The following is an 18,621-nucleotide window of genomic DNA, read 5'->3' as shown; positions in this document are numbered from 1 at the left end:
AACAAGGTAATTCCATAAACCATAAGGACAAAACCGGGCTCTTATTCAAAGACGAACAAGAACCCGGCTGTTGGCGGAATTTGAAGATTATTTCGGGTTTTTGGGATTCATAATCACAGAGGGTTTTGTTCGCTTCGAATACTTGAAATTGGGCGCTTCCACTGCCTGGCCGTATTTTTTTTGCAACTCGTCCAAAGGCCCGAAGTCCAGCGCCCTGGTGTAGCAGGCCTCCACGCAGGAAGGCATTTTGCCCTGGACCAGGCGGTCCGTGCAAAAGACGCACTTGCCCATTTTAGCGCCGGGCTCGGGGCCGAACTGGGGGGCGTCGTACGGGCAGGCCTTCAGGCACTTGGCGCCGCATTCCTCCTTGCCCAGGCAAGCGTTGCGATCCACCAGGACGATCCCGTCCTCCGGCCTCTTGGTGATGGCGCCGGCCGGGCAGGCCTCGGCGCATATGGGCGATTCGCAATGGAAGCAGGTTTGAATCATGTAGGCCACAAACACGTCCGGCGTTTCGCCCTGCTCCAAGTATTTCACCTGCATCCAGGCTTCCGGGCCTTCAGGCACGTCGTTCCAGTCTTTGCAGGCCACGCGGCAGGCGTTGCAGCCTGTGCAGCGGGTTTGGTCGAAATAAAATCCCATTTGCATAGCATCCCCTCCTTTAGGCCTTGGCAACCTGGACCAGTGAAGTGTTCATGACAGCAGCGCCGCCGCCGGAATAGTCGTCCTTGGTCAGGGTATTGGCGCAGGCGCCCCGGTCTATCCCGTTTTCGTCAGGCTGATACCAGGCGCCTTCAAACATGCAGACCACGCCCGGCTTGATGCGCTGGGTGACGAAGGCCTTGAGGGCCACCCGGCCGCGATCGTTAAAAGCCTGGATGTCGTCGCCGTTTGAAACGCCCCGGGCCTCCGCATCCTTGGGATGAATCCAAAGCACGTGGGGCTCGGCCTCCCTCAGCCATTCCACCTTATACATTTCGGAGTGCACCCGGTTTCTGGGATGGGGCGTCAATAGTTGCAGGGGGTATTTTTCAAACAGGGGATCGTTCCGGTCCTCGAAGGTGGGAATGTATTTGGGCACAGGCGGACATTTGGGGCTGTTTATGTCAGCCACCCGCTGGGAATAAATTTCGATTTTGCCCGAAGGCGTGTCAAAGGGATTGTTCTCCGGGTCTTCAATCTGCTTGCGAAAGGCGATGTACGGCTCCTTCAACTCAATCCGGTGGATGCCGTCGTTCTTGAACTTGTCAAAGTCCGTGACGTATTTGCTGGTCACGGGATTTTGGTCCACCATGTGCTTGAGGATGTCATCTTCCTTTGCGCCCAGGCGATAGTCTTTCACGCCCAGATAGTCGGACAGCATTTCGCAAATTTCCAGGTCGGACTTGCACTCGCCCAAAGGCTCGATGGCCCGGTTCACAAAAGTGTAATAGGGGCCTGAGGGCCAAGCGTAGGTGAGGTCGCTCCGCTCCGCAGCCGTGGTGACGGGCAGAAGCAGGTCCGCGTACCGGGCCTGGGCGGTCATGAATATTTCATTTACCGCAAAGAAGGGCAGCTTTTTGAGGGCCTTGTCCCCCTTGTTGGCGTTGCCGATCTGGTTCAGGTAATTGTTGCACATGGACCAGGCCATTTTGACGTCCGCGGGAAATCCCCCGGCCTTGCCTTCCAGAATGGCCTCCCACAGCTTGTTGATGTGGATGCGCTTGATCACCCGGTCCCGGATGTCCAGGGTGCCCTTGATTTTGGGGCCGGTCATTTCCACGGGGTTCTTCCCGGGCGGAATGGCCGACATGCGGAACATATGGCCGATGGGGATGCCCATGAGTCCGCCGCAGGCCGAACCGCCGGGCTTGCCCACGTTGCCGGTCATGGCGGACAGAGTGGCTGCAAACCGGCAGTATTGCTCGCCCATGGCGCTGCGGGCCGGGCCCTGGCAGTCCATGAGCGCGGCCGGCTTGGCTGCGGCGTACTCCCGCGCCAGGTCCGCGATGGTTTCGGCGGGAACGCCGCAGACGGCCTCGGCCCACTGCGGGGTCTTGGCCTGGCCGTCCTCGTCGCCCAGGATGTATTCCTTGAACTTGTCGAAGCCTATGGTGTACTTGTCCAGAAAAGCCTGGTCATGCAGGTCTTCCGTGATCATGACATAAGCCATGGCCGCCATCATGGCCGTGTCCGTACCCGGATAAATGGGAATCCACTTGTCGGCCACGGCGGCGGCGGTGTCGGTGTAACGGGGCTCCACGGAGATCACCCTGGCGCCGTTTTCCTTGGCCTTAAGCAAGTGATGCATGGTGTTGGAGCCGGAAATCATGCGCGCCGGATCCCAGCCCCAAAGAATAATGAGCTTGGAATTCAGCATGTCCTCCCGGCTGTGGCCCACCATCACGCTGCCGTATTGGACCAAGGAAGCCCAGACCGCGCCTTCGGAGGAAATGTTGCCGTAATGGGTGGTGTATCCGCCGAACTGGTTCAAAAGCCTGGGCGCAGCCATGGACCCGCTATGCAGGCTGGCCAGATACCCCCCGCCGGTCATGAGCAAAATGGATTCGGGGCCGAATTTATCCTTGGTCTCCTTGAGCTTGTCCGATAGGATGCTCAAGGCCTCGTCCCAGGAAATGCGTTCGAACTTGCCCTCCCCTTTGGCGCCCGCGCGTTTTTGCGGATGCATAAGGCGTTCCGGGTGGTGCACGTATTTTCGGTATGCGCGACAGCGAAGACAGGTGCGCAATTGCCGGTCCGAGTCCGGGTGATCGTCGCCCTCGATGCGAATGATCTTGTTGTCCTTCACATGAAGCAGCAGCGGACAGCGCCCGCCGCAGTCAAAGGCGGACGTGGCCCGGACTATGCGGACGTCTTGGGAGTGTTGCGGGTTTTCCAAAGCAGGCCTCCTTACAAAAGGTGCATGGTTGCTTTCCCTCGGGGTGGTTCATGGTTGATCTCGCAAAGGAAATTTAACCATACAGGGCGGTGGATAAGCAATTTTGGCGCTTGGATTTTCCGGCAAAGGCTGAATATCGCCTTAAAAAGCCATTAGAATTTCTGTTTTGATCTGTTCTAAAATGGTATAATTAATATGTTTGAAAGGGAGTTTCCGTTCTGTCAAGCGGGCTAGCACGGTTGTGAAAATCAAAGAAAGGCGCCCCCATGGGTTATGAAATCAAAAGAAACTGCGAAAACGTAGACTGGCAGGCGGTCTCGGATTTGCTAAAGCAGGTGGGCATGACCCATTACCCGCCTGCTATTCATCAAAAGGCTTTCAAGGCCAGTTACTCTGTGGTCTTTATTCTGGATAACGGCAAGCTGGCCGGCATGGGCCGGGCCATATCCGACGGGGCGTATCAGGCGGCCTTTTATGACTTTGCCGTTTCGCCGGATTATCAGGGCAAGGGGCTGGGGAGAATTATCCTGTCTGCAATTTTGGCTGACGTTCCCGATTGCCATGTGATCTTGTATGCTGCGATCGGCAAGGAGGGCTATTACGAAACTCAGGGCTTTAGGAAGATGAAAACCGGCATGGCCAGGTTCCTGAACGCCGAGGCCATGGCAAAAAAGGGGTTTACGGAATAGCCGTCAGCCGTTCCCACGATTCTGTGTGGAAACGCATCATAGGAATAATCAAGCTATCAAAATGATTGTAATATTTTTGTTTTCAACACCTTACAATATGCATTCCCACGTATGAGGGCATGGGGTCAAATCCACGTTTGACGTTTGAGGAAATTGGCGATTCCCGTATGCATTCCCACGCGACAGCCCATATCGCAAACCACTGCGATACGGGCTGACAGCATGGGAACGAGTTCAAAAAAGCGCAGAATCAGTTAGTTGGTCATACACAAACACGACACGTGGTCCTCGCTTGCGGGCGATCCGGAAACAACCGGAACGCCTTTGCGGGGATGACAACCCTAAAAAGGTAACCAGCTGTAATACTGATATATTGTTGGGTTTCGCAAGCTCAACCCAACCTACGTCGCGCAAGGATGAAGCGTTGGGTGGTTTTGCGCTTAAAAATTTCATGAATCCATAAGTATAGCTGAGCCTGCATTATGAATGAAATGGTGCAATGATGTTATGCAGGTTAACCCAACAAAACAAAGCGACAGCATGTTCGCCCTCATTTATTTTAGCGGAACCCGAATTTCGGTGATGAGGTCCTGGGGCGCGACCTCCTCCGGGCTGTTGATATACACTTCCAGGGAGGGGCCGTAGGCGCCCTCTTTGCCGCTGGATGGCAGCCACTCTCCGAACAGCCAGCGGTAGCAGTCATGCAATCCCTCATAGGGGCCGCGGTGGGTCAGGACGGCGTACTCTCCCCCTTTGATGGTCTGTTTTTCCATGCCTTCCGGCGGCGAGAGAGAGGGCGGCGCGGTGACACAAACATCCATGCGTATTTTGTCCGCTTCGGTGATGTCCGGGTCATCGTAGCAAATGCCTATGGCCTGGGTTTCAGGCCCCAGTTCTTTGGCGACGTGCGGGTGGGAGCACAGCTTTTCCCAGGCGATTCCGCACTCTTCGTACGGGCCGGTATGGCGGATGAAAACAACATCAAGGGGTGGAAATTCTTCGATTCGGATGTCCATGGCGTCTCCTTTAGGCTTGAGGATTCTCAGGTTAAAAACCTGGGGAGAGCCCGCCCTATTGCGAGCCCTGGAGGGGAGCTCCGTCCTGTATTGTCTGGGGGGAACGCCGAACATATTTCTGAAAGCGCGCGTAAAGGCTTCGTGGGTCTGGTATCCCGCGTTCAAGGCCACCTGCACCACCGGCTGATTGGAGTACCGCAGTTCATGGGCGGCCCGCTCCAGAAGCAGACGGCGGATATATTCCTTAAGCGGCTCTCCCGTCATGGCGGTAAAAATCCGGTGAAAATGGAACGGAGAGAAGCACGCCACTTTGGCCAGTTTCTCCAGCGTCATGGGATCATCCAGATGATCCTGGATGAACATCTGCACCCGGATTATGCGCTCTTCATAATATGCTCGTGCGTCGGACATTGCCAACCTCCATGGCCTCAACGCTTAGCACACGGCATGGGAGCTTTCTTGACCGTTTTTGCGGAGTTTTATCAATCCGCGCTCTTCAGGACAACCAGGGCGTCCAGGGCGAACAAGTTCGTCCCTTCGGTGACCAGGGGATTGATGTCGATTTCAGCGACCTCGTCGTGATCAAGGCCGATTTGCCCAATGCTTATAAGGATGTCCTCAAGGGCCCGCTTGTCCACGGCCGGCTTGCCGCGGAACTCGCCCAGGAGCTTTTTCGAACGGATTTCCTCGATCATCTCGCCGGCGTCAAAGCGGGTTAAAGGGGCAATGCGGAAAACCACATCATCCAGGGCTTCCATCAATACCCCGCCAAGGCCGAACATGACGTAGGGGCCGAATTGAGGGTCGCGCCCCAGGCCCACGGCGAATTCCCGGTCCGCTTTGACCATGGGCATGACCAATACCCCGTCCAGGGGAACGCCCGCCGCGACCAATTCGTCATAAACGCGGTCAGCCTCCTCCTCATTGGCGATGTTCAGCTTGACCAGGCCCATCTCGGTCTTGTGAGTCGCCTGATCCGAACATCCTTTCATGACCACAGGATAGCCGATTTCCCCGGCCATTTGCAGGGCTTCCTTTCGGGATTTCGCCAGACCCTGGGAGGGGACCGGAACGCCCGCCTTTTGAATCAACAGTTTGGATTCATACTCAGAAAGCGCCTTTTGTTTCTTTTCCATAGCCTTTTGGATCAACTCTTTCATACCGCCCTCCTCAAATCAGGAAACATACATCCACTTCAACAGCTCTTTAAAATTCTCCCCTTTGTAGTGGCCCCTGAGCTGCTGCAAGCCGATATAAATGGAATAATCTTTAATAGCCTTGAGCTCCGCAAGGGTTTCATCGTCAAAGTTCTTGCGATGCACTTTTTTCAGGTGCTCAAGGCGCATATGGTCCATGCGATCCTGGAACTCCCGCACGACCGGATCGTACAAGGCCCAGGCACGGACGGCCAGCTCCAGCCCGCCAGGGATTTGAAACACATGGTCCGTGAGCTTTTTCAGGTGCTCCAACGCGTCGCCGTCGTCCAATTGCATGGAGGTGATCTCCCCGTAATACTCCAGCAGCGCTTCTATGTAGACTTCCCGATTTTTAAAGTGGTGGTAAAAGGAGCCCTTGGTTTTTCCGGTGCGGGAGCTCAAATTTTCAATGGACAGGGCGCCCGGCCCTTCCTGCTCCAGGACTTTCAGGCCTTCGTCCAGCCAGACATATCTGGGAGCTCTTTTTTCCACGGCCATGGAGTCTTCTCCTTTTTTCTTGACATCCGGGGTGGGCTTACCATACTGTAAGGTACGTAAACATACCTTACAGTATGTTTATAGCTCCAACCAAACAGGCCGTCAAGTTTTTTTATGTCCGGGATTTTTTTGCAGGAGGATGGAAAAAATGGTCCGCAATTTTGAGCAAATAAACCGTATGTTCAACCCCCAAAGCATTGCCGTGCTGGGCGTTTCCGCCCAGGGCTTCGGCTTTGGCCGAGGGATTTTGCACTCCATCATGTCCGTGGGGTACGAAGGGCGTTTGTATCCCGTAAATCCCAAAGGGGGGGAGGTTTTCGGGCTGGAAATGCATCCCTCGGTGGAAGCGATCCCGGAGGATATAGATTTCGCCATCATCGCGGTGCCGGCCCCTGCCGTGCCTGCGGCTCTTGAGGAATGCCGGAAAAAAGGCGCGGCGGGCGCCGAGATTATTTCCTCGGGCTTTAGCGAGCTGGCCAACGAGCAGGGGGAGGAGCTGGATCGTCAAATCAGGGAAATCGCCGCCAAGGGCATCCGGGTTCTGGGGCCCAATTGCTTTGGCATCTATTGCCCTAAATCCGGCCTGACCATGGCGCCGGGCGGGGACTTTCCCCGGAAGACCGGACCTGTGGCCCTGCTTTCCCAAAGCGGCGGGCTTTCCATTGACTTTGTGAGCATGGCAAGGTGGCGGGGGTTCAATTTTTCCAAGGTGGTGAGCTTCGGCAACGGATGCGACCTGCGGGAAACTGAAATGCTGGAATATTTGCGCCATGATCCTGACACGCAAGTCATATGCATGTACGTGGAAGGCGTGGAGGACGGCCGGGAATTTTTTAGGGTTTTGCGGCAAACCGCCCTGGAAAAGCCGGTCATCATCCTGAAAGGCGGACTTTCCGAGTCGGGCGGCCGGGCTGTGGCCAGCCACACGGCCTCCATGGGCGGCAGCGATAAAATCTGGAAGGCGGCGCTTAACCAATGCAATGTGGTCGTTGCGGAAACCTTGAAGGATATGGCTGACGCGGCCCTGGCGTTCACCTTTTTGCCCAGAAAAGCCTATAAGGGAATGACCATCGTGGGCGGCGGCGGCGCCCTGGGCGTGCACGGGGCCGACATGGCGGAGCTGGCCGGATTGGCCACGCCCCTGTTGCGGGAGGATTTGCGGGAGCAGATTCACGCTATCCTGCCCAAGCCGGGCTCCAGCGCCAACAATCCCGTGGACATCGCCAATCCGTTCACGCCGCCTCGGATTATCAAGGAGACCGTTATGCTGGCCTCCCAGGACGAAGCCATCGACCTGCACCTGATCATCCAGCTTTTGTATATGTACAAGGCCAACGTGGGGATTATGAACGCCAAGGACGTGACGGAAATCATCCCCTTGCAGGATTTCATCTCGGAATATCGCAAAGCCCACGAAAAGGCCGGAAAGCCCATTGTCCTGGCCCTGCCCAACAACCGGCAGGAACGGGAATCCATGGAAGTGGAGGGAATCATCCGGGAAGCGCGGTACGGCCTGACTGAGGCGGGCATACCCATTTTCGACCAGGTCAAGGACGCGCTGCAAGCCGTGGCGGCGATCTCCCGCTACACCGAAAGGCGCCAGGCCATGCTTGGATAAAGCCAGATCTGCCCAGAAACGCCTCTGGCGGCGAACTTTTTTTCTGTGCGCCGCAGAGCGGCTAAAAAAGCTCCGCAAAAAACTTTTGAATGGCGCTTTGTGCGGGGCGAACAGATCGCTGTATTTGTATGGATAAGCAACAAAGGAACTATGATGATATACAAGGGATCTTGCCTTTGCGGGAAAATACGGTTTGAAGTGGACGGAGAATTTGAGAGCTTTTTTCTTTGCCATTGCGAGCGTTGCCGCAAAGACACCGGTTCCGCTCATGCGGCGAATCTTTTTTCTTCCACAGCCAGGCTGACCTGGGTGTCAGGGAAGGATGATGTGCAGACCTTTGATTTCAAATCAGAAGGACACATAAAGAGTTTCTGCACTGTCTGCGGGTCGGCTCTGCCCAACATCCAGATGGACGGAGCATTGCTGGTCGTCCCGGCCGGGAGTCTCGACAGTGACGTGGACATTAGGCCTCAAGGGCATATCTATTGCAGGAATAAAGCGAACTGGGACAAGGAGTTAGCTGAAATTCCCAAATTTAAGGAACTTCCGGAAAAAATCTAAGCGGCATTTTAGGGGACATCCTTAACTTTTTAAATAAGAGCATGATCATTGGGACGCAGGGGCCTGGCTTGCAGCTGATTCGTACATGTTAACGGGGCTGCCATTGCGTATAAGATTGAACTATATGTCGCTATGCGACCCCGGCAGGATACTGCTCTGCCGGGGCTGCCCGCTTGAGGAAGCGTTTGTGGAAACCAATGTTCTTCCTGAACCAGTGTCGCCGAAAAATGCAGGCTCCATAAAAATCCGTCCGTCCGTCCGTCCGCCCGCCCGCCGGGCCAAACCTTGATTATCACCTTGGGTCGCGCCTTTTGCGCTTAGGCGCCCAGGAAAACGAGTTTCCTGGGCCAGTCTAATCTTGAAAAGCCCAGGTTACTGTGGAGCGGCGAAGATAGTGCTCCCGTATTTGGTATTTTCATCCCAAAATATTGGGGGGTATTCTGAATAAGCCACTAACTATTTGTCGCTATGCGCCCTCCGGCGGCCCTCTTTTTCGAAAAAATATCTTTCCTCTCAAAAGCCTAACCAAAATATAATGCTTACAATGAGCCTGCCTTCTATTATAATATGGCATGTTGGAACTGTTTTTGCTTAACCTGTTCCATGAGGCCGGCCGCGGCCGATGAGGTGAATTATGGAAGGCGAACTGTACGTCAGGCTTGGATATACCATGGATGCTCTGTACCGGAGCATCACAAGGCATTTGGCTTATTCCCTGGGAGTTGTGCCGACCCAGGCTTCAAAGCGGGACATCTACCTGGCCCTATCCTATTCGGTCAGGGACCGCCTGCTGGAAAAAATGCTCAAGACCAACCAAAGGTACGAGGATTCCGGCGCAAAACGGCTGTATTATCTTTCCATGGAGTTTCTCATAGGAAGATCCCTGGCCAACAACCTGCGGGCCATGAAGATTTACGATCAGGTCGCCGAAGCCCTGGAGCTTTTGGGCACGGACGTGGAAACCATCTGCGACCAGGAGCGGGACGCAGCCTTGGGCAACGGCGGCTTGGGCCGTCTGGCCGCCTGCTTTCTGGATTCCATGGCCAGCCTGGACATGCCGGGATTCGGGTATGGGCTTCATTACGATTACGGCCTGTTTGAGCAGGATATCAGCAACGGGTATCAGCGGGAAAAGCCCGACTCCTGGATTTCTGAAGCGCCGGCCCTGCAGGTGGAGCGCGCCGACGCCGCATGCATCGTGCCCATGTACGGCAGGATCGAGGAGACCAAGGACAAATGGGGCCGCCACAATCCTTTGTGGCTGGGCTGGAACCTGGTTACGGGCGTGCCTTACGACATCCCCATCGCCGGATACGGCGGGTTGACGGTGAACCGCCTTAGACTGTTCGCCGCCCGGCCTTCCACGGAGTTCGACATCAAGATCTTTAATGAAGGCGACTACTTGCGGGCCGTGGAGCAGAAAATCGAATCGGAAAAAATCTCTAAAATCCTGTATCCCAAGGATTCCTATGAGGCGGGGCGCGAATTGCGCCTGATCCAGGAATACTTCCTGGTGGCCTGCTCGTTGAACGACATTGTCCGCACCTACGAAAAGGATTACAGCGATTATAACAAGTTCCCGGAAAAAGTGGCGATCCAGTTGAACGACACCCACCCCGCCCTGGCCGTGGCCGAGTTGATGCGGATTCTGGTGGACCAAAAATGGGTCCCCTGGGAGCGGGCCTGGGACATCACCAACCGGACCATCGCCTACACCAACCACACGCTTCTGCCCGAAGCCCTGGAAAAATGGCCGGAATCGCTCCTGGCCAGGCTGTTGCCCCGGCATCTCCAGTTTATATACGACATCAACCAGCAGTTTCTGGACAGGGTGGTCACCTTGTGGCCCGGCGACGTGGACCGGATGCGCAACATGTCCATTGTGGAGGAAGGCCCTCCCAGGCAGGTGCGCATGGCCAATTTGGCTATTGTGGGCGCTCACTCCGTCAACGGGGTTTCCGCGCTGCACACGGACCTGATTAAAAAATCCCTGGCGCCCAATTTCTTTGAAATGTGGCCTGAACGCTTTAACAACAAAACCAACGGGATTACGCCGCGCCGCTGGCTGTGCGTGGCCAACCCCAATCTGCATGATTTGATTGAGGACGCCATCGGCCCTGGATTTGTCACGGATCTGGAAAGGCTTCGGGAGCTGGAGCCATTCGCCGAAGATCCAGTTTTTTGCGAGAAGTTCCTGCAAGTCAAGCACGGCAACAAGGAGCGCCTGAAGGACGTCATCTTCAACACCACGGTGGTGGAGGTGGATCCGGCCTCTTTGTTTGACGTTCAAGTCAAGCGCATTCACGAATATAAACGGCAACTTATGAATGTATTGGGGATTATCTGGGAGTACTTGGCCCTGACTGAGGACGGCGTGGAGCCTGCCAACCCCAAGACCTTCATCTTTGCAGGCAAGGCCGCCCCCGGATACTGGGCCGCCAAGCAATTGATCAAGCTGATCCACAACGTGGGCAACACCATAGAGGACGATCCCAAGGCCCGCGACTTTCTGAAAGTGGCCTTTGCGCCCAATTTCCGGGTTACTCTGGCGGAGCAAATCATCCCGGCGGCGGACATCAGCCAGCAAATTTCCACGGCGGGATTCGAAGCCTCGGGCACGGGCAACATGAAGTTCGCCCTGAACGGCGCCTTGACCATCGGCACCATGGACGGCGCCAACATCGAAATCTCCCAAAAAGTCGGCCGGGAAAACATTTACATTTGCGGGCTGACAGCGTATGAAATCGAGAAAATGAAGCGTGCGGGCAGTTACAAACCCAAGGCCATGTATGACAAGCATCCCATGATCAAACGGGTGGTGGACTCCTTGGCCAGCGACCGGTTCTGCCCCCGGGAGTCCGGGCTGTTTGCCTGGCTGAAGGATTATCTGCTGGCGGACAACGAAATGTTTTTCCACCTGGCGGACCTGGAATCCTATGTAAAAACCAGGGAACTGTCCACCAAGGAATATGTGGATAAAACCCTCTGGGCGAAAAAAGCGATCCTGAACGTGGCTCGCGTGGGCCATTTTTCCTCGGACAGGACCATCCGGCAATACGCCGACGAAATCTGGGACCTGGTTCCCATTCCCCCCACCGAGGCGGAGAAGTCCGGCAAGTTAAAATACACTCCCAGCGATCCTTCATCCATTGCCACGGCAAGGGCTTGGTGAAAGAGGAGCGGATATGAGAATACATTCCAAGCAAGAACAGGACGTCATGATCCTGACCCCCATGGAGAAGAACATCGACGCTTCCATTCAGGATGAATTCAAAGCGGCCTTGGTGGAAGCCATTGACGAGGGGCACAAAAAGATCATCCTGGATCTTTCGCACGTCAAATTTCTGGATTCCAGCGGCCTGGGAGTCATGGTCGCCATGGTGAAAAAGCTCTCCGGCTCGGGCGCCCTGGCCTTTTGCGGGATTCAGGAGCAGGTGGGCCAGGTTTTCAGCCTCACGCGGCTGGACAGGGTCTTTAACATTTATCCCAACAAAAACGTGGCCCTTGATGCGTTGGTTGCAAAAGGGCCTGCGACGGAAGGAGCGGTGTAATGAAGCAGGTTTTCCGGGTTCCGGCGATTTTTTGCATCTTCATTCTTCTTGCGGGGTGCGCGACAACCCAGCAGGATACGATCACCCAATATTCGTTCATTGACGCGATATTGGCGGGCGCCTACGACGGCCAGGAGAAATGCAGCAAAATCCTTGAACACGGCGACATGGGCATTGGCACCTTTGACGGCCTGGACGGCGAAATGGTGGTCCTGGACCGGCAAATCTACCAGGTGAAGTACGACGGCAGCGTTGTGACGCCCGGCCCCGAGGAAACAACGCCTTTCGCCTGCGTTACGGAATTTCTGCCGGACAAGGCTGTGAACATCGTTCCCGGAACCGACCTGAAAGGCCTCATGCACGTCACGGACCTGGCCGCGCCCAACCAGAACATCTTTTTGGCCCTCAAAGCCACGGGAACCTTTTCCATGATGCTCACCCGGAGCGTGCCCGAACAGACCAAGCCCTACCCGCCTCTGGTGGAAGTCACCAAAAACCAGTCCCAATTCCATATGAAAAACGTCAAGGGCACGGTGGTGGGATTCCGCACGCCTCCCTACGCCAAAGGCATCGGCGTGCCCGGATACCACCTGCACTTTTTATCCGACGACAAACAGCAGGGCGGACACATCCTGGACCTGACCTTTGAAAAAGGCGCCGTGGAAATCGACTTGTGCAACCGGTTCGTGCTGATCAACCCCAAGGATGAATCCGGGCTGAAAGACATGGATTTTTCCAAGGACCGCACCCACGAGCTGGAGCAGGCCGAGAAAAAACGCCAATAGATGGAGTTAGTCCCGCCGGAGGATTTATTTCCTCCGGTGGTCGCAATCCTTGCTGGGGCAGGACTTGCACGGGCTGAGGCTCGGCAGTTCAGGCGCGAAGGCGATGGCGCCCGTGACGGACTTGGACGGCGTCATGGCCCACCCCTCCGAGGCGGTTATGCCGATTTTTTCCGGCTTTAAAAACTCGAACAATTCCTTTTGCCCTTCCGTGGGCCAGTCGCAATATCCCGGCGAAAACCTTCTGGACATAACCAGGCCTTCAAAGGCCGGATCCCTTCCGATCACAAATTGCACCGCGTCCGCCGCTTTTTCGGCGACCACGGCTCCGGCCGCATGCATGAAAAATCCCATGGCCATGGCTTTTTCCTGAATCCGGGCGCTTTCCTCCTCCAACTTCTTGCCCAGAGTCACGGCGAATACGGCGGCCTTACGAGGCTCAGGCGTTTTTCCCATCAATTCCGCCCACAACCTGCTGGAAATCTCCATGCCCTGGCAGATAATGGCGGCCTCGCCGACCTCTTGAATCTCCGTAACCTCGTACATGGCCAAGGGCTGGCCCAGGCTGATGACTTTTTCCAAGGTCGGGACGGCGATGGCTTTGATCTGAGAGGGAACGTCCTCGATTTTCGGGTATCCCAACTGCTGGAAATACTCGTCCAGGACGGCTTCGGGCTTGGGCAAGGGCGGTTGAAATAAGGGCATTCTTAATCTCTTTTATGAGTTCTATTCTTGTTCCGGGAGTGAGGCGGCTTCCACCTCTTCCACCCGGAGCTTCTTGTCGTAATCCACAAAAACGCGGGAGGCCCTGGTTTTTCCGGCATTCATGACGTTCTTTAAGCTGACGGGAACCCCAACGGCGGACTCGGCGTAGCCGTCAGCGCCCATGCTTTGGGCCGCGTCCTGGTCCAGGGCTGCGCCGCCCACCAACACCTTAACATGAGGCAGGCGATTTTTACAGATTTCAATGGTGCGGGACATGTCCGCCAACGGCGTGGACATCATGGCTGAAAGAGCCAACACGGAAGCGCCCTGCTTTTCCACGGCCTCCACAAACTCCAGGGGGGCCACGTCCCTGCCCAGGTCCACCACCCGATATCCATAGGCTTCCAACACTCCGGCTACTATGTTCTTGCCCAGGTCGTGGACGTCCCCCCGGACCACCCCTATGACGACCACGGGCATGTCTCCGTCTTGGGGCCGATTGTCCCTGATCTGCCGAAGACCGGCGCGCATTACATCCACGCACAGCAGGAACTCCGCCACGGAGGAGCGGTAGTCGCCCAGCTTTTTCCTGACCGCGTCCAGGCCTTTGGTCAAGGCCTCAAGGGCCTGGCGCGGGTCCGGGTTGTTCTCAAAGGCCGTTGCAAGCAGGTCCATGTCCGCTTCAAATACGGCTTGCTGCAGGTCAGTATATATATTTTCATTTGTGGTATTCATGCTCCCCCCTTTGGGCCTATTTTTCCACGGCCTTGATCATGGCAAATGCGCTGTCCAGCGGAATGTTGGGCGGATACTCGCAGCCGGGCGCCAAAATAAAGCCGCCGTCCTTGCCCAGGACGTCTATCTGCCGCCGGCATTCGTCCATGATCTGCTGCGGCGTTCCGTGGACCAGCAAGGGCGTTGGGACATAGCCGATCAGAGTCAACTGGTCCCCGTATTTTTCCTTCATCTCCCGGGGAGTGGCGCAATCGTCCGGCAAGTGGGCGAAGCTCATGATCGACGCGCCCATGGCCTTTGTTTGCACGTCAAAGTAAGGCGCGTGCCCGCAATTATGGACGCCCACCAAGCCTCCCTTATCCCTTATGGCCTGGGCGATTTGACCTGCAAAGGGGCCTTCGATTTCCTCCCACACTTTTTTCGGCAAGGCGTTCCACGAGGCGTAAAGGGTGTCTATGGCCACGGCGGGCATGCCGGCATCGCATTGCGCCTGGGCGAATTCCACCAGGGTTTCAGTTACGGCCTCGCAGGCGGCCATGACCTTTTTTGGATGATTAAGGCAATCCTTGAACAGGGCTTCCGCGCCGCGCATCATGGAGAGGACGCCCAAAGGCCCAAACACAAAGCCGCCCGCCATGGTCCCAAGCCCCACGCGTTCGGCCATGATTTGGCACAGCCTTACCTGCTCCTTCATGCGGGCGGATTTTTCAAAGGGGACGGGCCGGATTTTAGCGTAGCCGTCCACGTCTTTGATCAGGGGATTATCGTAATTGGGCCGGGCTGTGGAATCCAGGGGATAGACCATCTCCTGGCCGAAGTCGGCGGCTTCCACGGACAAGTCCAGAAGCAGCACAATAAAGTCGGCGCCCACAAAATCCACGGAAGCCGTAAACACTTCCGCAGCGCTTTCCGCCTTCAGGGAATAATCGGGAAAGGAAACGCCCAAAATTCTCCGGGCCGCCGCGTTTACCAGGGGCGCCACGGGAATCCGGTCCGGCTCCTTATGCCGGACGGCCGCCAGGACGCGTTCCAGGCTGCTTAAGCGGGAAAACTTGCCGCGAAGGCTGGCAACAGAGGCCAGGACGTCCTGCAGCGGCTCCGGAATGCCGCCTACTGGCGGAGCCTGCCCCTTGATCAATCGCTGAAAAATCGTCTTCGTACTCATTCCCCCTCCAAAAATAGCGCTATTGGGCGAAAACCTCCCGCCGGATGCGGTCAAAGTCCAAATCTTCCAGGTCCCTGGGCAAGGTCCACCAAATGGGATGATATCCAAAGCCGCCGTTTTTCATTTCCTCCACGGCCTGCTCCAGGGGCCAGCCGCAGACGACAACCCGATAGCAGGCTGTCAGGGCGCCGGTCCGGTCCGATCCGTGGCGGCAATGAAGAAACACAGGAGCCGTTGCCGGGTCTTGCGTCAGCTTCAGAAACCGGATGACATCCTCCTCATCAGGCTCCCAGGGAAACATGGGAATGCCCACCAGATTCATACTTGCATCCCCGGCGTACCTTTCGTCCCCTTGTGTGATGCGCAGGTTGACCACGGTTTTAATCTCAAGGGCTTCCAGGCTCTTGAAGCCTTCAGCCTTGGGCTGGGCGCCGCGATACAGGGAATCGCTTACCTGGTACATATTGGACGTTCCCGGCAACTCCTTGCGCTGGGCGGCGTCCAGGCAGGCGTCATCAGCCCGGCAGGACGCAGCCAAAAGCAGAAAAAGCACGGCGCAGTGAAACAAACAAAAAACTCCGTTGGAAAGTCTTTTATTCATCATTGCTTTGCTCCATTAGTTTAGAATTAGGTCTTTCGCCAATGACATATTCCCAGGCCGGACCCCTGGAATGCATGTTCAAAGAGGGCGGCCCTTTCGGCTTAAGATCAAGGAGGACTTGGTTATCCGGCCCGAGCCTGTAAACGCCGAAACGCCGAACCATATCGCCGGACTCATCCCGGCCCAGAACAATCACGTTTTCCGGTTCCAGGGTGTGTGGCCTGAACACCTCGCCGTATATGATCTCCCGCCAAACGATTTTATCCGGCTCCTGGAACACATGGTCCTTCACCCACTGATCCATGCAATAAAGCTGCGGAGGGTTTTCCCATTCCTTGGGGAAGCGGATCAGTTTTTCCAAAACAAGCCGGGTCGCCCAGGAATGGACGCTCATAAGCCCCGGATGGTCCCACAATGGCTGTTCCGCAAAAATCACGGCATTTTCCCCCATGTCCGGGCACAAAGCAAGAACCTGAGTCCAAAATTCTTTCTGAAGCCGGGCGCTTTTGGCGTAATCCTGTTGCACGGACAAGTGAAATCCCCCTAACAGGGCGAAGCAGCAGGAAGCGAAGACAACGAAGACGGCGGTTTTTGCCTTATGAGCCGCCAACTCAAACAAATAAGCCAGGATGATTCCTGCGGCCATGGATCCGCCAAACGCGGCGGCGAAATGCACCCTGGACGCTGTGCCCGCCAAAGCGACCGGCGGCCAATGGGGCGGGAAAAAGGCCATGGGATAGGATAACGCCAGCAAAACAAAGGCCGGAACGATTTTATTCCATGGGATTGCGAAAGGCCGGTCTTCCCGCTCCGTCCACCAGACTAAAACAACCAGGCTGCATAAAAAGATGAGGGCCATGCTGATGATGCCGGACATGGAGAAAGCGCCGGAATTTAGCAAAGGAAGGATACTAAAGGACTTGAGGATCGTCCAGGGCCCTATGACCATGGCGGTCAGGGCTTTAAAACTTATTTGCCCCAGGCCCATGGAGGCCAATTGCCGGGTCATGCGGGGCTCGCCCAAATTCATGCGGATGATGCAATATACGGCCAATAAAACGGCCAGGGCCGCCCCGTGGCGGAGCAGACGCCTGGCAAGCCTTTCTTCGGATTTTTGATCCAGCAAAGGGGCGGCGGCAAAGGGAAGCAACGTGGATTCGTAGGTGATCGCCGCCAGAAAAATCAAAAGGTAAGACCACCGGCGATGCGGGCTCAGGTAAAGCAGAAAGGCGGCCAGCATAAAAAATAGTGCAGGCTCGTTTCCCATAAAATGGGTGGCCCAGGCCTTGACCGTAACCGCCGGAAACAGGCAAAAGGCCAGGGTTCCCAACACGGCCGCGTTTTGTCCGGCGAATTTCCGCACCAGCAGAAAAAAGAGCGCGGCATTGGCCAGCAGCATTAAATAGCCGGTTATGTACACGCCCGGCAGACCGCCCAACTTCACCCCGATGTAGCTGAAAGGGGCTATCAGCGCAAAGCCCAGGGGCCGGCCCTGGGGCCAATCCCGGCAGTGGCAGTAGAAATTGTATACGGACTCGTCAAAGTTCCTGGCCATGGCGTCCACAACCTTGGCGTAGTCGTCTTCATAAAGCAGAAAATCCCCTGAAAGGGAAAAATGGGCGAACCAAGCCGTCAGGCCTATGAGAGTCCAAAAGCCTAAAACGCGGACCCAGGAATTGGCTGGAAGCATAAAGGCCTCCGGGCTTTTACAACAGGAATGATTTAACGGATTTGATCTGGATGGACGCGGCTATACCACCCTCAGGCGCAATCATTGTCTGTTTATATAGGCTTGTCAAGGAGATTGGCGAAGCCTTTGGGGACTCACGCAGCAATGTGAAACATGTCACACTACAGGGTGTTTTTCAAATATTCCCTTGCTTATGGGGGCGCCTGGCTGATAAAATTAGGAGCTTTGAAGCGGCGGCGGGGCTAATCCCGAAATGCCGCAAACATAGGGGAATGCCATGAAACGATTAGGAATGGTTGCCGGAGTATTTTTGATCCTGGCGCTCTGCGCCGGGTTCGCCTATGCGGGAATGGTTTCGGAATTTCAACTTACGGATGGAACCGTGCTGCGAGGCGAGATCATCGCTCATTCCGGAAGGGTTTACAGCATCCGCTCCAAAACCCTCGGAGTCATCCGGGTCCATGAGTCCAAAATCACATCCATCAGTTCGCAAAATCAGTCTTCAAGCGGAGCTGCGAGCGGCGGTCAGACCTCTTCTTACACAGGGTCTGCCAGTTCGACTTATGGAGCTTCGAGCTCCGGAGGCAACGCCCAGGTTGTGAAGCAAAGCCAAGCCTTACAGCGGCAAATGATGAGCAACCCGAACATCATGAACGAAATCATGTCATTATCATCGGACCCGGAAATCATGGAAATCCTGGCGGACCCTGAAATCATGAACGCGGTTTCCTCCGGGGATATAAATACTTTGATGGCCAATCCCAAGTTCATGAAATTGTTGAGCCATCCTAAGATGCAGCAAATTACGGAAATGACGACGTCCCAATAGGCGGCCGGGATCAGGGGAGGTTCTTTTCCGGGCGTCTTGACAGCAAATATAGAATATAGTCGGTTTTTTAGGCGCGGCCTGATGGGCGCGCAGTCCTACCAATGTTT

The 18,621-nt window shown here is 55.7% G+C and carries 17 protein-coding genes; 7 read left to right on the top strand and 10 right to left on the bottom strand.

The annotated features are described in order from the left end of the window. Nucleotides 1-87 precede the first annotated feature (87 nt). Together BUE18_RS12315 and BUE18_RS12310 are read right to left on the bottom strand one after the other, a co-directional pair. The gene (locus tag BUE18_RS12315) at nt 88-648 is read right to left on the bottom strand and encodes a 4Fe-4S dicluster domain-containing protein (RefSeq protein ID WP_073476071.1); all 561 of its coding nucleotides are present in this window, start codon (nt 646-648) and stop codon (nt 88-90) included. Nucleotides 649-661: 13 nt separating this feature from the next. Then, nucleotides 662-2,878, bottom strand: a complete 2,217-nt coding sequence (locus BUE18_RS12310; protein WP_073476069.1) for a molybdopterin-dependent oxidoreductase — start codon at nt 2,876-2,878, stop codon at nt 662-664. 266 nt (nt 2,879-3,144) lie between these two features. Here BUE18_RS12310 and BUE18_RS12305 point away from each other — a divergent pair, with 266 nt between their 5' ends. Next, nucleotides 3,145-3,567: a GNAT family N-acetyltransferase gene (locus BUE18_RS12305; RefSeq protein WP_073476067.1), complete on the top strand. Its 423-nt coding sequence runs from the start codon at nt 3,145-3,147 to the stop codon at nt 3,565-3,567. Nucleotides 3,568-4,121: 554 nt separating this feature from the next. Here the strand turns inward: BUE18_RS12305 and BUE18_RS12300 are convergent. From BUE18_RS12300 to BUE18_RS12290, 3 genes are all read right to left on the bottom strand, one after another. After that, the gene (locus tag BUE18_RS12300) at nt 4,122-4,994 is read right to left on the bottom strand and encodes an AraC family transcriptional regulator (RefSeq protein WP_073476066.1); all 873 of its coding nucleotides are present in this window, start codon (nt 4,992-4,994) and stop codon (nt 4,122-4,124) included. 71 nt (nt 4,995-5,065) lie between these two features. Then, nucleotides 5,066-5,743, bottom strand: a complete 678-nt coding sequence (locus BUE18_RS12295; protein ID WP_073476064.1) for an acetate--CoA ligase family protein — start codon at nt 5,741-5,743, stop codon at nt 5,066-5,068. Between the two features lie 15 nt (nt 5,744-5,758). Further along, nucleotides 5,759-6,277, bottom strand: coding sequence for a TetR/AcrR family transcriptional regulator (locus BUE18_RS12290; protein WP_073476062.1), 519 nt, complete (start codon nt 6,275-6,277; stop codon nt 5,759-5,761). A gap of 148 nt (nt 6,278-6,425) precedes the next feature. Between BUE18_RS12290 and BUE18_RS12285 the strand changes: the two genes are divergently transcribed. The 5 genes from BUE18_RS12285 to budA all read left to right on the top strand — a co-directional run bounded on the left by BUE18_RS12285 (nt 6,426) and on the right by budA (nt 12,792). Next, entirely contained in the window at nt 6,426-7,895 is a 1,470-nt protein-coding gene (locus tag BUE18_RS12285; protein ID WP_170868340.1) for a CoA-binding protein, read from the top strand. 150 nt (nt 7,896-8,045) lie between these two features. After that, nucleotides 8,046-8,456, top strand: a complete 411-nt coding sequence (locus BUE18_RS12280) for a GFA family protein (RefSeq protein WP_483188882.1) — start codon at nt 8,046-8,048, stop codon at nt 8,454-8,456. 634 nt (nt 8,457-9,090) lie between these two features. Continuing rightward, entirely contained in the window at nt 9,091-11,628 is a 2,538-nt protein-coding gene (locus BUE18_RS12275; protein ID WP_073476057.1) for a glycogen/starch/alpha-glucan phosphorylase, read from the top strand. Nucleotides 11,629-11,641: 13 nt separating this feature from the next. Next, nucleotides 11,642-12,007 (top strand): STAS domain-containing protein, encoded by a 366-nt coding sequence (locus BUE18_RS12270; protein ID WP_073476055.1) that lies wholly within the window; start codon nt 11,642-11,644, stop codon nt 12,005-12,007. Next, complete coding sequence (budA, locus tag BUE18_RS12265; RefSeq protein ID WP_073476054.1) at nt 12,007-12,792, top strand: acetolactate decarboxylase; 786 nt, start codon at nt 12,007-12,009, stop codon at nt 12,790-12,792. Before BUE18_RS12270 ends, budA begins: the two co-directional genes overlap by 1 nt. A gap of 24 nt (nt 12,793-12,816) precedes the next feature. On the opposite strand, the gene BUE18_RS12260 is transcribed toward budA, so the two are convergent. The 5 genes from BUE18_RS12260 to BUE18_RS12240 are packed head-to-tail and all read right to left on the bottom strand — an operon-like array spanning nt 12,817 to nt 17,685. Then, the gene (locus tag BUE18_RS12260; protein ID WP_073476052.1) at nt 12,817-13,494 is read right to left on the bottom strand and encodes a vitamin B12 dependent-methionine synthase activation domain-containing protein; all 678 of its coding nucleotides are present in this window, start codon (nt 13,492-13,494) and stop codon (nt 12,817-12,819) included. 21 nt (nt 13,495-13,515) lie between these two features. Next, entirely contained in the window at nt 13,516-14,229 is a 714-nt protein-coding gene (locus BUE18_RS12255) for a cobalamin B12-binding domain-containing protein (protein WP_073476051.1), read from the bottom strand. Nucleotides 14,230-14,245: 16 nt separating this feature from the next. Beyond that, entirely contained in the window at nt 14,246-15,394 is a 1,149-nt protein-coding gene (locus BUE18_RS12250; protein ID WP_083610972.1) for a uroporphyrinogen decarboxylase family protein, read from the bottom strand. 19 nt (nt 15,395-15,413) lie between these two features. Continuing rightward, nucleotides 15,414-15,998 (bottom strand): fused DSP-PTPase phosphatase/NAD kinase-like protein, encoded by a 585-nt coding sequence (locus tag BUE18_RS12245; protein WP_083610971.1) that lies wholly within the window; start codon nt 15,996-15,998, stop codon nt 15,414-15,416. Further along, nucleotides 15,988-17,685: an ABC transporter permease/ATP-binding protein gene (locus BUE18_RS12240; protein WP_073476049.1), complete on the bottom strand. Its 1,698-nt coding sequence runs from the start codon at nt 17,683-17,685 to the stop codon at nt 15,988-15,990. Before BUE18_RS12240 ends, BUE18_RS12245 begins: the two co-directional genes overlap by 11 nt. A gap of 277 nt (nt 17,686-17,962) precedes the next feature. On the opposite strand from BUE18_RS12240, the gene BUE18_RS12230 reads away from it, so the two are divergent. Next, nucleotides 17,963-18,514, top strand: coding sequence for a hypothetical protein (locus BUE18_RS12230; RefSeq protein ID WP_073476045.1), 552 nt, complete (start codon nt 17,963-17,965; stop codon nt 18,512-18,514). Nucleotides 18,515-18,621 lie beyond the last annotated feature (107 nt).

Origin of the sequence: Desulfatibacillum alkenivorans DSM 16219 (genome assembly GCF_900142135.1) — a bacterium.
GTDB lineage: Bacteria > Desulfobacterota > Desulfobacteria > Desulfobacterales > Desulfatibacillaceae > Desulfatibacillum > Desulfatibacillum alkenivorans.
The sequence above is the reverse complement of the archived record's forward strand: the minus strand, read 5'-3'. Positions and strand labels throughout refer to the sequence as shown.